Origin of the sequence: Mesorhizobium sp. M1B.F.Ca.ET.045.04.1.1 (assembly GCF_003952465.1) — a bacterium.
Lineage (GTDB): Bacteria > Pseudomonadota > Alphaproteobacteria > Rhizobiales > Rhizobiaceae > Mesorhizobium > Mesorhizobium shonense.
Window position 1 is genome coordinate 5,569,960 of record NZ_CP034448.1, and the last position, 12,681, is coordinate 5,582,640.

Consider the following 12,681-nt stretch of genomic DNA (forward strand, 5'->3'; position numbering starts at 1 on the left):
ACCCGCCCGCAGCCTTAGATAGGCCGCGCGAGGCATTCTGGAAGCCCCGCCATCAGAGCAGTTGACGCAATTCCGGACCGCTTCACACTTTTCCTGGAATTGCTTCAGTCCTGTTCGTGCGGCCCTGGCTCCGGCCATGGCTCCCTGGCGGCCTCGGCGTACCAGTGCCGCATCGCCGGGGTCGCCAACACGGTATCGACATAGGCGCGGGTGACGGGCGCCAGTTCGCCGCCATAGGTGTCGAAGCGAGTGACGACCGGCGCATACATGGCGTCGGCGGCGGTGAAATGGCCGAACAGAAACGGGCCGGCCCTGCCATATTGCTCACGGCACTGCCGCCATATCGTTTCGATGCGCGCCCGCTGCGCTTCACCCTCGGCATCGAGCGGCTTGTAGGCCTTCGGCCGGCGCAAATTCATCGGCCAGCCGTAACGGACCTCGCGGAAGCCGGAATGCATCTCGGTCGCCACCGAGCGCGCCAAGGCGCGGGCGCTGGCATCGTCCGGCCAGAGTTTTTTCTCCGGGAAGAGGTCGGCCAGATATTCAAGGATCGCAAGGGTTTCCCAGACGATCCTGTTATTATGATTCAAGACCGGCACCAGGCCGGTCGGCGACACCTTGGCGAGATTGGCGGCAGTCTCGGACGTGCGCAGGCGCACGAAACCTTCTTCGAACGGAATCTCCAGATGCCGCATCGCCACCCAGGGTCTGAGCGACCATGACGAAAAGCATTTGTTGCCGATGAAGAGCGTGAATTCCGCCATGGTTGCCCACTTCATGCCGATTGCGGCGTCAGGCTAACCGCTTTGCCTTCCCGCCGAAAGTCCTTGCCGCGACCTCGCAGGTCGGACGGAACCCGAACGTTATCGGTTCGTTGTCGTGTCGGATGCGGCCCCCGCATCCGTCTCCTATTCCAGGCCCAGGAGATGCGGACATGGTGAACAGGGATCAAGTCGCCAGGCTTGCCAAGCAAGTGAAGGGCTCGGTCAAGCAGGCGGCCGGCAAGGCCACCGGCAACCGGCGCATGCAGGTGGAAGGCGTGTCCGAAAAGATCGCCGGCAAGGTGCGCAAGGCCTATGGCGACGTGAAGGACAAGGTCCGCAAGGCGCTCTGACCCCGCAAAAGGCCGCCACCACGCGGCCTTTTTCATGCCTCGAACTGCTTCATGCGTCGAACTGCTTGGAGAACGCATTGGTGAAGACGACCTCGCCATGGTCGCCGGCCGCCTCACCCAGCACGACATCGATATTGTCATCGGTCACCCGCGCCAGCGCGAAGCCGCCCATATAGGCGGCCTTCGGCTTGATGAGGTCGAGCCCGTCGCGCTGGTAGATCATCGGCACCTCGTGCTGATGGCCGTGGAAGATCGCGATCACATTGTAGCCCTTCAGCGCCGCGACCAACGCCTGGCGATCGGCCTCGCCCCACCAGTGCGGCCGGCCCGCGCCTTCGTCGTCATAGGCGCGCTTTGCCGGGTCCCAGCGCTCGATCGAGAAGGTGTCCCAGCCATAGTGCTGGAACAGGATCACCGGGCGGCCGTCGGCGGCATAAGTGGCCAGGTCCTGCTTCAGCCAAGGCAGGCTGCTTATCGCGCCATGGCCGGTGTCGCCGGCGAAGCGGTGCGTCTGGACAAGATGCAGGCCGCCCCAGTCCCAGGAATAGCAGTCGGTGTCGACGTCGTAGTTTGTCGCCGGCACCGGCGGCTTGAAGAACACGCCGGGGCGATGGTTGACCTCGACATAGTCGCGCAATTCGCGGCGATACCAGTCGACATGCGGAGGCGAACCGTTCTGGTCGAGATCGTGATTGCCGAGCCCGACATAGACGGGAATGTGGACGCGGTCCGGCCCGACGCCCTGCTGATAGCGCTGGCTGAATTGCAGAAGCTGCGTGCCTTCGCTGGGCTCGGTGACCTGGCCGCCGCCGTCGTCAGTGATGTCGCCGCCGGTGACGAGGCCGAGCGGCGTGCCGATGCGCGTGCCGGCCGAATGCAGGCCAGTGGCGACGCCGTTGATCTCGACCGGCCATTCCTTGTCCGAAATCCCGTTCAAGGCCGCCACATTGCGCAGCAAGGCCGCGTCGGTCTTGCCTTCCTGTTCGCAATGAGGACTCAACTTGCGCGCCATGCGGCAGGCATGGATGTCAGCGATGAACAGAAAAGTCGCGTCGATCGGCTGGATGCGCCGGCCGGTCTGGGCGAAAGCGGCACGCGGCAAAGTGCAGGCCGCGGCGAGGCCTCCCATCCGCTCGAGGAAAGCGCGGCGAGAGAAGGATAATGAGGGTGGTCGATTCATGATCACCCGATTGAACAGTTTCAGCGCCGGATCGTCCAGATTGGGCATGGCGACTTTTCGCGCCTAATGCATGTCGCGCAAAAGTGGGCAGCGGTTTTGCGAAAACGACATGCATAAAAACAAGACTTAAAAAGCGCGTCGCCTGAATTCGTTTCGGCGCGCTTTAGGCCCGGGTCGACAGAGCCACCTCGGTCTGCCATTGCTTCAGGGGGCAACCTGAGCGAGCAGAGGAGGACAGCATGAGAACCAAAACGTTCGGCATGATGGTCGCCGCGCTGGCACTTGCCGGCTCGGCGCAGGCGGCCGACTGCGTCGACGCCAAGTCCGCCAAGACGGGCTTCGTGCTGGAGAAGCCCGGCATCCGCAGCGAGTTCCGGCCGGCGCCGGGCGGCATGGTCGCGGTCGTCAACGACTACCAGTCGCAGTCGCCGCAGACGCAATATCTCTACGCCGGGCTGATCGAGGTCTTTCGCGACAGCGACACCGGCCGGCTGTCGATGATCCCGCTCGGCGACATCAAGAAGCTGTTCCCGCTGAAGGCGGGCGCCAAGAGCAAGACCGAGTTCCTGCGGTTGTCGGCGAAGAAGGCGCCGAAGGGCACCGAAACGCTGGCGCTCGCCGTCAAGGGCAAGGAGACCTACAAGCTGGGTGACTGCAAATACAGCGTGCTGGCGGTGAGCGAGACGATCACCGGCGATTCCGGCGCGGTGGTCGACAGCTTCACCGCGCTCTATTCGCCGGATCTGCGGGCGGTGCTGGCGCGGCGCTATGACGAGGGTACCAGCGCGCAGAGCGAGGTGGGATTCGAGACGATCAAGCCGTTGAAGGAGTGAGGCCGGTCGAAGAGAACATCGGAGACGCCGGCGGGACAGCGCTTTCCCGCCAACTCTTCAGCGGACCGTCTGCCGTCGCAATACCCTGCGGCGCCGCTTCGCTGGCAATCCGCTCTGCGATGGCGACGGCTCGACACTCTCCAGCCCTTTCAAACACTCCCGCAACACTTCCGAGTCCTGTGCGGTCTTGGCCATAGACATCGCTCCGGAATAGGCCGCCACGATGAGCGCGGCGAAGCGGTCGGGATCTGTGCCGCCCTCCCCGCCGGCCTCTTGATCGTCCCGCATCTTGTCGGCGATCGCCTGCCGCCAGCCGGCGAAGATGTCGGCCAGCGCCGCACGGAATTCATCGTCGGCCAACGACAGCTCATGCGCCAGGTTGTTGAGCGGGCAGCCACGCACATAGCCCTGCTGCTCCAGTTCCACCGCCACCGCCTCGAACACGGCGCGAACGCCCTCGCGCGCCGAAGGCGCCGCCCGCACCGGAGTTATCCAGGTTTCCTCTACAGCTGCCGCCACACGCTCCTCGATCACCGCCAGCGCCAGCGCCTTCTTGGTCGGGAAATGGTGGTGCAGCGCGCCGCCCGTGATGCCGGCGGCCGCCATCAGGTCGCCGAGGCTCGAGGCGTGATAGCCGCGCGCCTGGAAGGAGTCTTCCGCCACGTCGAGCACACGGCGGCGCATGCCTTCTGGGTCGTTGGTGCGTTTCTTGCGCCGCGAGCGCGGCTGAGCTGCAATCTCTCCTGACATGCCGCCAAGATATCAGATTGACAAAACAGGACAACCGGTCTGTTTATAAACAGGTCGATTAGCCTGTTTTGAGATTTTGATCATGAACCGAACCTCCAGCGCCCCTGACTTTGCCTCACCTGTCGTCGAACTCCGCCAATACACGCTGAAGCCCGGCCGGCGCGAAACGCTGATCGCGCTGTTCGACCGGGAGTTCATCGAGACGCAGGAGGCAACCGGCATGACCGTCATCGGCCAGTTCCGCGACCTCGACCGCCCCGACATGTTTGTCTGGCTGCGCGGTTTCGAGGACATGGAGGCGAGGAAGGACGCGCTGACCGCCTTCTATGGCGGGCCGGTGTGGACCAGGCATCGCGACGCCGCCAATGCGACGATGATCGATTCCGACGATGTGCTGCTTCTGAAGCCGGTCTGGCCGAGCGCGGGCTTCGACCTGTCGGGACGGAAACGACCGACCGCGAGCGAAGCCGAAAACAAAAGCCGGGAGAGTCACTTGGACGGGATTGTTGAGATACAGATTCATCATTTGCGCCCGGGCATGGAAGCTGGCTTTGCCGAGCGTTTCCAGGCGAAGGCGGTTCCGGAACTCGCGGCAAACGGCACACGCCTGCTTGGCGCCTTCGTCAGCGAGCATGCCGAAAACACCTTTCCACGGCTGCCTGTGCGAGCCGGCGAAAATGTCTTCATCGCCGTCCTTGGTTTCGACGACGAAACCGCCCATGCACGCTATAGCGTCGCCCTCGCCGCTTCGCGCGACACCCTGAAGGCCGATCGCGCAAAGCCGGCCGAGGTGCTGCGCCTGACGCCGACGGCCCGATCGCTGCTGAGGTGATCACGCTAGCGCGTTCTGAAACGTCCCGGCGATCGCGTCGGCGACAAGGGCGGGATCCTCCCAATGCGGGTTGTGACCGCAATCCTGCGCCCATGAGAGACGTGATCCGGCCAGTGCTTCAACCAGGGCCTGCTGGTGCGCTTCGCCGAAAAGCGGATCGCAGGCACCCGCTATGACCAGCGTCCGGACCCGCACGGCCCGCGCCGTGGCGGTCAGATCAGTCCGGCGGATTTCTTCGAGAATGGCGCGCCAGCGCGCCGCCGGCATGGCCGAAGCATCCGCCGCCAGGCCGGCAAGAAAGGCCTGCGGCACGCCGGGTCCGCAGGCATGCCACCAGTCGTAGAACGGATCGGCCGGCGAGATGGGATCGCGCAGCGCCGCGACGCCGGCGACGAGGGGATGGTCCGGAAGGAAATCGGTCTTCAGCGTGCCGGCCATGACCACCAGCCCGCCGATCAGTTCCGGATGCCGCGCCGCAAGCGCGATCGACACCATGGCGCCAAGCGAATGGCCGACGACGACCGGCCGCTCGACCCGCAAGCGACGGATCAGCCCGGCCATGTCTTCGGCGAAATCGGCAACGGCGCAGCCCTCGCCCGCCTGCGAGGCGCCGTGGCCGCGCAGGTCGGGCATGATCAGCCGGTGGCCGGAAAGATGCGGCGCAAGCAGCGAGAAGCTGCGGCTGGTGTCGGTGAAGCCGTGGACGAGCAGCAGCGACGGCTCCGAACCGGCGACCTCGACATAGGCAAGATCGAGGCCACCGACATCGACGAACCGCTTGCGGCCGGCCCAGGCGCCCTGCTCGGCCTGTTGCTCCGGCAGGTCCATTGCCTCCGGCCTCACAGTCCGAGCTTCTCCTTGACCGCGGCAAGGCCGGGCTTGCCGTCGAAAGTGGTGACGCCGGCGAGCCAGGCGTCGAGGCGGTCCTTGTTCAGGGTGATCGACTTCAGGGCGCCTTCCTCCGGCTTCATGCCGTCATTGATGAGGTAACCCATGCCGACATTCTCCAGATCGATGTCGAAGGCGAGGTTGTTCAGGAACCGCGCCACATTCGGGCATTGCTGCAGAAAACCCTTGCGCACCTGCGTCGTCACGGTGGCGGCGCCGAAATTCGGGCCGAAGAACTTGTCGCCGCCGGTCAGGTACTTGAAGTCGTACATCGTGTTCATCGGATGCGGCGCCCAGCCCTGGAAGACGATGAACTGCTTCTCCTTGATCTCGTAACCGACCTCCGAGAGCATGCCGGCTTCGCTCGACTCGACCACCTGCCAGCCGTCGAGCTGGAACTGAGGGTCGGCGATGGCGTCCATCATCAGCTGGTTCGAGCCGGGCTCGATGCCGTACATCTTCTTGCCGAACTTGTCGGCGAACTTGTGCAGGTCGGCCACGTCCTTGACGCCGGCTTCCCAGACATAGGTCGGCACGGCGAAGGTGTATTTCGCGCCGACCAGATTGACGCGGACGTTCTCGATCGAGCCGTCCTGCTTGTAAGGCTCGTAGTAGGTGACCATCGCCGGGTCCCAGTAGCCGAGGAACAGGTCGAGGTCTTTGTTCTTCATGCCTTCGTAGATGACGTTGATGCCGAGCACCTCGCTCTGCGGCTCATAGCCCAGCGCCTGGAGCAGGACCTTGGCCACGCCGGTGGTGAAGGCGAGATCGTTCCAGCCGGGCTCGGCCATGCGGACCGCCCTGCACTGCTCGGCATCGGCCGCATGGGCCGTTTGGGCCGCCAGCATCAGGGCGGCGAGACAGATCGTAAGCATGCGCAACATTCCTGTTCTCCTCATGTCGACCATTTGGTTGACCAACTGGTCATATTATTGTCCCATTGGTCAATGATTGATCTGAGCGGACGAAAATGTCAACATGATTCGCGATGCATGGATCGATCCGGTGAAGCTCACACGTCTCAGCGACATACGCCGTAGGGAGTTGCGGCAGGCGGCCTTCGCGGTGCTGGAGCGCGAGGGCATTGCCGGCGCGACGCTGGAAAAGGTGGCGGCCCAAGCCGGCGCCTCGAAAGGCATCGTGCTGCATTATTTCCGCAACAAGCAGGAATTGTTCGAGCACGCGATGCGCGAGGCAAATGCCGTGCTGTGCAACGCGGTGGTAGCGCGGCTCATGCGGGCGCGGACTTCGATGGAGCGGCTGGACGCGGTGATCGAGGGCAATTTCGAGGAGCATCTGTTCCTGCCGCCTCTCTGCCACGCCTGGCTGTCGCTCTGCGCCGAGGTGCCGCGCGACGAGAAGCTGGCGCGCATCCAGAAGGTGATCCACGCGCGCATGCGCTCGAACCTGTTGTCCGGCCTGCGCGGCCTCGCATCGCCGGAACTGGCCGACGAGATCGTGCTCGGCGTCACCGCGCTGATCGACGGGCTGTGGCTGAGGCTCGGCCTGCAGCCGGGCAGCGTCACACGCGAGCAGGCTGTCCGGCAGGTGAAGGACTATGTCGCAGGGCGGCTTGCCCTGCGACAACCCGCTGCCGCCGGCCTGGCCTCGGCCGGATAAAGTTCATACCGGACGATAGGCCTTCGGGTTGACCGCTCGCGCCATTCGGCGCTGCATTCCTGCGCGACAATTGCAGGAGCATGGCGATGCGACTTCACGGCAAGCGGGCGCTGGTCACCGGCGGGTCGGACGGCATCGGCCTGGCGATCGCCGAAGCTTTTGTCCGCGAAGGCGCCGAGTGCTGATCGTCGGCCGCGACACCGGCAAGCTGGAGACCGCGCGCGACACGCTGACCGGAGAGGCTAAAGGCGGCGGCACCGTCGAGACGCTCCCGGCCGATCTCGCCGCCAGCGCCGGCATCGATGCCGTGGCAACCCATATCAGCCGATCCGGCCGGCCGCTCGACGTCCTCGTCAACAATGCCGGCGTCGCCTATTTCGTGCCGTTCGAAACGGTCAGCGAGGAAGAGTTCCAGCACTCCTTCGCGCTCAACGTGACGGCGGCGTTCTTTCTCACGCAGCGGCTGCTGCCGCATCTGGGCGCCGGCGCTTCGGTCATCAACATCTCGTCCTACTTCGCCAACAAGATGATCCCGAAGCGGCCGTCGAGCCTCTATTCGCTGTCGAAAGGCGCGATGAATTCGCTGACCAAGTCGCTCGCCTTCGAGCTCGGCCCGCACGGCATCCGCGTCAACGTCATCGCGCCCGGCACCGTCGACACCGCCATGCGGCGGAAGTCGATCGTCACCTTGCCGCAACAGGCGCAAGACGATCTCACGGCCTATGTCGAGCGCAGCTATCCGCTCGGCCGGATCGGCCGACCCAGCGATATCGCCGGCATGGCGGTCCATCTCGCCAGCGACGAAGCTGCTTGGACCAGCGGCGCGATATTTGCGGTCGATGGCGGCTACACGGCGGGGTAAGGTTGTATATCGGCCATGCTGTCCCAGTCCTTGAATCCGAGTTTCCCCACTTCATCCAGAACCTGCTCGCGGACCCAGCGATGCGGCGGCTCGTCGTCGCGGCGGGCGTGCCAGTACATCCTGACCGCAGGCGAAGGTATCGAGATCGGCGGTTGATAAATGCCGATCGGCAAGGATTTTGCGGCTGCCGTCGCGAACTGCCTTGGGACGGCGGCCAGATAAGGCCCGCTCGCCACCGCGAGCGCAACGGCCTGGAAATGCGGCAGGGCGAGCGTAACCCGGCGCGTCCGGCCCATCCTGCCCAGCGCGTCGTCGGTGAAGCCCGACATCGAGCCATCGATGGAGCGCAGCGCATGCGGCAGTTCGCAGAAGAGATCGAGCGGCACCTGCTCGCCCTCGCGGATGCCCGCCTGGCGTAGCTCGACATTGTCTTTCGCCGCGATGATGGCGAAGGGCGAGCCGAACAGCGGCACGCTGGAGACCCATTCGGCGACCTCCAGCGGACGCTCCAGCGCCACGTCGATCTGATCTTCCTGCAGCAGCCTGGAGACATCGCCGATGGCGCTATCCAGAAAGCGGAACGAAACGCGCGGCGCCATCGCCGCGATGCGGGCGGCGAATGGCGGCATCAGCAGCATCGAAAAAAAGTCCGCGCCCATGAAGGTGAAGGTGCGTTCGAGTCTCGCCGGATCGAAGCCGGTCGTGGGCTGGAAGGCGCGCTCGATCTCGCGCAGCGCCGCGCGCACCGGCTCGGCCAGGCTTTCGGCGCGCGGCGTCGGCACCATGTCGTTGCCGCGCCTCACGAAAAGCTGGTCGTTGAGCGCATGGCGCAGGCGGTTGAGCGCCGCGCTCACGGCTGGCTGGCTGAGGCCGATCTGCTCGCCGGCGCGCGTCACGCTCTTCTCGCGCAACAGCGCGTCGAGGACTCTCACCAGATTGAGATCCAGAGCGTTCAAATTCATCGCATCAATCCGCCCCATACGATCATTCGATTTCCATCGCCCGCCCGTCCCTGGTTAGGTCGCGTCGACGCCGCTTCGCCGGCCCAACAAGGGGAAAGCAGCCATGACAATGATCAACAGCGCCATCACAGGCAAGGAACTCCTTTGGTTCAACAACACGCTCGTTGCCATCCAGGTCTCCGCGGCCGACGGCGAGGACGGCATCTGCGTCATCGAGCATCGTCTGCCCTATGGCGATTCTCCACCGCTGCATGTGCACCGGAACGAGGATGAGATTTTTCACATCATCGAGGGGCGGATGCGGTTCCAGATCAACGGTCATGAGCAGATGGTCGGCTCCGGCGAGACCGTCATCGCGCCGAAAGGCCTGCCGCATACGTTCAAGGTCGAATCCCCGGAAGGTGCGCATACGCTCACCGTCACGCGCGGCTCGGATTTCGAGACGATGGTGCGCCAGGCGAGCCGGCCGGCGGAACGGCCGAACCTGCCGCCGCCGGCCGAGCCGACGCCCGAGATGATTGAAGTGCTGACCAGAATTTGCCGGGCGAACGGCATCGATATTCTGGGGCCGCCGATGGGGTGAGTAATCTCCCCCCTTGAGGGGAGATGGCCGGCAGGCCAGAGGGGGTCGCCTCACGTAGAGCGCCGACGTCTTGCTGAAGCGAAGAGAGGTTGGCGCTTCACGCGCGGCGACCCCCTCTGTCGCCTTCGGCGACATCTCCCCCTCAAGGGGGGAGATTACCAGCGCTACCTTCAAACCGATTTGCATCGCTCTCCCCCGCAATCTCCGCTTGATGCGTTTTGTGCAACGCGATAGGCCGTTGCGCACATCGACAGACCGGAGATTTCCCGTGAGCGCTGAAAAGACCAGAACCGAAACCGATACGTTCGGTCCCATCGAGGTCGCGGCCGACCGTTATTGGGGCGCGCAGGCGCAACGCTCATTGGGCAATTTCAAGATCGGCTGGGAAAAGCAGCCGGCCTCGATCGTCCGCGCGCTCGGCGTCATCAAGCGCGCCGCGGCCGAAGTGAACATGGAGATGAAGCGGCTCGACCCCACCGTCGGCAAGGCGATCGTCGAGGCCGCGCAGGAAGTGATCGACGGCAAGCTCGACGACCATTTCCCGCTGGTGGTGTGGCAGACGGGCTCGGGCACGCAGTCCAACATGAACGCCAACGAAGTGATCTCCAACCGGGCGATCGAGATGCTCGGCGGCGTCATGGGCTCGAAGAAGCCGGTGCACCCGAACGACCACGTCAATATGAGCCAGTCGTCGAACGACACCTACCCCACGGCCATGCACATCGCCTGTGCCGAGCGGGTCGCACACCACCTGATCCCTGCCTTGCACCACCTGCACAAGGCGCTCGACGCCAAAGCCCGCGCCTTCAATCACATCATCAAGATCGGCCGCACCCATACGCAGGACGCCACGCCGCTGACGCTCGGCCAGGAATTTTCCGGCTATGCCGCGCAGGTCGCCTCCTCGATCAAGCGCATAGAGCAGACGCTGCCCGGCCTGCAGGAACTGGCGCAGGGCGGCACGGCCGTCGGCACCGGCCTCAACGCGCCGGTGGGTTTTGCCGAGAAGGTGGCAGACCGCATCGCTTCGATCACCGGCATTTCCTTCGTCACCGCGCCGAACAAGTTCGAGGCACTTGCCGCGCATGACTCCATGGTCTTCTCGCATGGCGCGATCAACGCGGCGGCCGCCGCGCTGTTCAAGATCGCCAACGATATCCGCTTCCTCGGCTCCGGCCCGCGCTCGGGCCTCGGCGAGCTGTCGCTGCCGGAGAACGAGCCGGGCTCCTCGATCATGCCGGGCAAGGTCAACCCGACCCAGTGCGAGGCGCTGACGCAGGTCTGCGTGCAGGTGTTCGGCAACAACGCCGCGCTCACCTTCGCCGGCAGCCAGGGCCATTTCGAGCTCAACGTCTACAACCCGCTGATGGCCTACAATTTCCTGCAGTCGGTGCAGTTGCTCGCCGATGCGTCGGTCTCGTTCACCGACAATTGCGTAGTCGGCATCGAGGCGCGGGAAGACAACATCAAGGCGGCGCTCGACCGTTCGCTGATGCTGGTGACGGCGCTCGCTCCCACCATCGGTTACGACAACGCCGCCAAGATCGCCAAGACCGCGCACAAGAACGGCACCACGCTGCGCGAGGAAGCTCTTGCCACCGGGCTGGTCAGCGAGGCCGATTACGACCGGCTGGTGCGCCCGCAGGACATGACGCATCCGGGGTAGTTCCTCGGCGCGGCAAATCGCAGACGTTCACAATTGGCTGACGCCTCCCCAACGTCGTCATCCACGGGCGGAGCAGGAGCGAAGCTCCTGCGCAGACCCTGGGATCCATGCCGTAACCTTGGCCGAAGGGCACAGCGGAACAGAATTCTGCACCGCGGCGGCTGCTTTGAAGTCACGGAATGGATCCTCGGGTCTGCGCTGCGTCGCTTCGCTCCTTGCTTCGCCCGTGGATGACGAAGCCATAGGGATTTTGCGGCAGCACAATTTGCTCCCCGAACCCAATCCGCCGACATGAATTTCGCGTCGACCGCGGAACCGTGGGACAATAGGTTCTGTGAACAATGTGTCGCCACATAGGTGGCTTTGGTGAACAGTCTTCGTCGTCTATCTGACTGGCATTCAACCCCATTCGGAGACTCGCCATGTCCATCAACACTTCCGCCGCTACCGCCGGCACCGCGTCCAACAGCTCCACCACGATCCTGCTCGGCCGCATCCTGCTCGCGGTCATCTTCCTGCTTTCCGGCTTCGGCAAGCTCACCGCCATTTCCGGCACTGCCGGATACTTCGGCGCCCTCGGTCTGCCGTTGCCGACCGTAACGGCTGTTGTCGTCGGCCTGATCGAACTGCTCGGCGGCCTTGCCATTCTCGTCGGCTTCCAGACGCGGATCGCCGCCTGGGTGCTCGCCATCTTCACGATCGCCACCGGGCTGGTCGCTCATACCGGCTGGGCCGACCAGATGCAGATGATCCAGTTCCTCAAGAACCTCGCCATCACCGGAGGCTTCATCCTGCTGGCCTCGTCGGGCGCCGGCGCCTATTCGATCGACGCCAAGCGCGGCTGAAGTTTTTCCTCCAGGCCGAAATGAATGCGGTGCGGAATTTTCCGCGCCGCTTTTTCGTTTTCCGGTTGTAGGCGTAGACTGCGCCGGCAGCCGGCCTGATGCCGGCAAGGGAGGTGACCAATGCCCCGCAACGCATTGCTTCTCGTCTCGCGGCTGCTGCTCGCCGCGTTGTTCGTGCCCTCCGGTTTCCAGGCGCTCACCAACATCGCCGGCACGACCAGCTATTTCGCCGGCCTCGGCCTGCCGCTGCCGACTTTAGCCGCCTGGGGCACCGGCCTGTTCGAGCTGATCGCCGGACTGTTGATCCTGATCGGCTTCCAGACGCGGATCGCAGCAATGCTGCTTGCCGCCTTCTCGATCGCAGCCGGCTTCATCGGCCATTACGGTCAGGGTGCCGACGACGCGACTTTAGTCTTCATGCACCAGCAGATGCTGATGAAGGACATCGCCATCGCCGGCGGCTTCCTGGCGCTCGCCATGGCCGGCGCGGGCGCGTGGTCGGCGGACGGACGCGGCTTCGGCATCGGCGCCGAGGTGACGTGAGCC

General features: G+C 64.5%; 16 protein-coding genes. 10 read left to right on the forward strand and 6 right to left on the reverse strand.

What is annotated here, in order from left to right; all coding sequences use genetic code 11:
• Positions 1-104: 104 nt before the first annotated feature.
• Positions 105-764: a glutathione S-transferase family protein gene (locus EJ071_RS27520; protein WP_126102739.1), complete on the reverse strand. Its 660-nt coding sequence runs from the start codon at positions 762-764 to the stop codon at positions 105-107.
• 170 nt (positions 765-934) lie between these two features.
• On the opposite strand from EJ071_RS27520, the gene EJ071_RS27525 reads away from it, so the two are divergent.
• The gene (locus EJ071_RS27525) at positions 935-1,114 is read left to right on the forward strand and encodes a CsbD family protein (RefSeq protein WP_126100668.1); all 180 of its coding nucleotides are present in this window, start codon (positions 935-937) and stop codon (positions 1,112-1,114) included.
• A gap of 49 nt (positions 1,115-1,163) precedes the next feature.
• Here EJ071_RS27525 and EJ071_RS27530 read toward each other — a convergent pair whose 3' ends face one another.
• Positions 1,164-2,294: a metallophosphoesterase gene (locus EJ071_RS27530; protein WP_189521572.1), complete on the reverse strand. Its 1,131-nt coding sequence runs from the start codon at positions 2,292-2,294 to the stop codon at positions 1,164-1,166.
• A 239-nt stretch (positions 2,295-2,533) separates the two neighbouring features.
• Here EJ071_RS27530 and EJ071_RS27535 point away from each other — a divergent pair, with 239 nt between their 5' ends.
• Complete coding sequence (locus EJ071_RS27535; protein WP_126100670.1) at positions 2,534-3,127, forward strand: hypothetical protein; 594 nt, start codon at positions 2,534-2,536, stop codon at positions 3,125-3,127.
• 57 nt (positions 3,128-3,184) lie between these two features.
• Here the strand turns inward: EJ071_RS27535 and EJ071_RS27540 are convergent, their stop codons facing one another.
• Positions 3,185-3,811 (reverse strand): TetR/AcrR family transcriptional regulator, encoded by a 627-nt coding sequence (locus tag EJ071_RS27540; RefSeq protein WP_189521573.1) that lies wholly within the window; start codon positions 3,809-3,811, stop codon positions 3,185-3,187.
• 148 nt (positions 3,812-3,959) lie between these two features.
• Between EJ071_RS27540 and EJ071_RS27545 the strand changes: the two genes are divergently transcribed.
• Positions 3,960-4,709, forward strand: a complete 750-nt coding sequence (locus EJ071_RS27545; RefSeq protein ID WP_126100671.1) for an NIPSNAP family protein — start codon at positions 3,960-3,962, stop codon at positions 4,707-4,709.
• Here the strand turns inward: EJ071_RS27545 and EJ071_RS27550 are convergent, their stop codons facing one another.
• Both EJ071_RS27550 and choX read right to left on the reverse strand, forming a co-directional pair.
• Positions 4,710-5,552: an alpha/beta hydrolase gene (locus EJ071_RS27550; RefSeq protein WP_245459985.1), complete on the reverse strand. Its 843-nt coding sequence runs from the start codon at positions 5,550-5,552 to the stop codon at positions 4,710-4,712.
• Complete coding sequence (choX, locus tag EJ071_RS27555) at positions 5,549-6,481, reverse strand: choline ABC transporter substrate-binding protein (RefSeq protein WP_126100672.1); 933 nt, start codon at positions 6,479-6,481, stop codon at positions 5,549-5,551. The genes EJ071_RS27550 and choX overlap by 4 nt, the downstream gene beginning before the upstream one ends.
• 94 nt (positions 6,482-6,575) lie before the next feature.
• Between choX and betI the strand changes: the two genes are divergently transcribed.
• From betI to EJ071_RS27565, 3 genes are all read left to right on the forward strand, one after another.
• Positions 6,576-7,217: a transcriptional regulator BetI gene (gene betI, locus EJ071_RS27560; protein ID WP_126100673.1), complete on the forward strand. Its 642-nt coding sequence runs from the start codon at positions 6,576-6,578 to the stop codon at positions 7,215-7,217.
• Between the two features lie 86 nt (positions 7,218-7,303).
• The gene (locus EJ071_RS39635; RefSeq protein WP_245459986.1) at positions 7,304-7,402 is read left to right on the forward strand and encodes an SDR family NAD(P)-dependent oxidoreductase; all 99 of its coding nucleotides are present in this window, start codon (positions 7,304-7,306) and stop codon (positions 7,400-7,402) included.
• Complete coding sequence (locus tag EJ071_RS27565; protein ID WP_245459987.1) at positions 7,396-8,079, forward strand: SDR family oxidoreductase; 684 nt, start codon at positions 7,396-7,398, stop codon at positions 8,077-8,079. The genes EJ071_RS39635 and EJ071_RS27565 overlap by 7 nt, the downstream gene beginning before the upstream one ends.
• Here the strand turns inward: EJ071_RS27565 and EJ071_RS27570 are convergent.
• Entirely contained in the window at positions 8,064-9,041 is a 978-nt protein-coding gene (locus EJ071_RS27570) for a LysR family transcriptional regulator (protein WP_126100674.1), read from the reverse strand. The genes EJ071_RS27565 and EJ071_RS27570 overlap by 16 nt on opposite strands.
• 103 nt (positions 9,042-9,144) lie before the next feature.
• Here EJ071_RS27570 and EJ071_RS27575 point away from each other — a divergent pair, with 103 nt between their 5' ends.
• The 4 genes from EJ071_RS27575 (at position 9,145) to EJ071_RS27590 (ending at position 12,678) form a co-directional block, all read left to right on the forward strand.
• Entirely contained in the window at positions 9,145-9,624 is a 480-nt protein-coding gene (locus EJ071_RS27575) for a cupin domain-containing protein (RefSeq protein ID WP_126100675.1), read from the forward strand.
• 268 nt (positions 9,625-9,892) lie between these two features.
• On the forward strand, positions 9,893-11,290 hold the full coding sequence (gene fumC / locus EJ071_RS27580) for a class II fumarate hydratase (RefSeq protein WP_126100676.1): 1,398 nt from the start codon (positions 9,893-9,895) through the stop codon (positions 11,288-11,290).
• A gap of 422 nt (positions 11,291-11,712) precedes the next feature.
• Positions 11,713-12,135, forward strand: coding sequence for a DoxX family protein (locus EJ071_RS27585; RefSeq protein ID WP_126100677.1), 423 nt, complete (start codon positions 11,713-11,715; stop codon positions 12,133-12,135).
• A gap of 120 nt (positions 12,136-12,255) precedes the next feature.
• Complete coding sequence (locus EJ071_RS27590; RefSeq protein WP_126100678.1) at positions 12,256-12,678, forward strand: DoxX family protein; 423 nt, start codon at positions 12,256-12,258, stop codon at positions 12,676-12,678.
• The last annotated feature ends 3 nt before the right edge of the window (positions 12,679-12,681 follow it).

Excerpts from the sequence above, each read along its gene's own strand:
- EJ071_RS27520 (WP_126102739.1), bottom strand. The coding sequence starts at position 764 with ATGGCGGAATTCACGCTCTTCATCGGCAACAAATGCTTTTCGTCATGG.
- EJ071_RS27525 (WP_126100668.1), top strand. The coding sequence starts at position 935 with ATGGTGAACAGGGATCAAGTCGCCAGGCTTGCCAAGCAAGTGAAGGGC.
- EJ071_RS27530 (WP_189521572.1), bottom strand. The coding sequence starts at position 2,294 with ATGAATCGACCACCCTCATTATCCTTCTCTCGCCGCGCTTTCCTCGAG.
- EJ071_RS27535 (WP_126100670.1), top strand. The coding sequence starts at position 2,534 with ATGAGAACCAAAACGTTCGGCATGATGGTCGCCGCGCTGGCACTTGCC.
- EJ071_RS27540 (WP_189521573.1), bottom strand. The coding sequence starts at position 3,811 with ATGCGCCGCCGTGTGCTCGACGTGGCGGAAGACTCCTTCCAGGCGCGC.
- EJ071_RS27545 (WP_126100671.1), top strand. The coding sequence starts at position 3,960 with ATGAACCGAACCTCCAGCGCCCCTGACTTTGCCTCACCTGTCGTCGAA.
- choX (WP_126100672.1), bottom strand. The coding sequence starts at position 6,481 with ATGTTGCGCATGCTTACGATCTGTCTCGCCGCCCTGATGCTGGCGGCC.
- betI (WP_126100673.1), top strand. The coding sequence starts at position 6,576 with ATGATTCGCGATGCATGGATCGATCCGGTGAAGCTCACACGTCTCAGC.
- EJ071_RS39635 (WP_245459986.1), top strand. The coding sequence starts at position 7,304 with ATGCGACTTCACGGCAAGCGGGCGCTGGTCACCGGCGGGTCGGACGGC.
- EJ071_RS27570 (WP_126100674.1), bottom strand. The coding sequence starts at position 9,041 with ATGAATTTGAACGCTCTGGATCTCAATCTGGTGAGAGTCCTCGACGCG.
- EJ071_RS27575 (WP_126100675.1), top strand. The coding sequence starts at position 9,145 with ATGACAATGATCAACAGCGCCATCACAGGCAAGGAACTCCTTTGGTTC.
- EJ071_RS27585 (WP_126100677.1), top strand. The coding sequence starts at position 11,713 with ATGTCCATCAACACTTCCGCCGCTACCGCCGGCACCGCGTCCAACAGC.
- EJ071_RS27590 (WP_126100678.1), top strand. The coding sequence starts at position 12,256 with ATGCCCCGCAACGCATTGCTTCTCGTCTCGCGGCTGCTGCTCGCCGCG.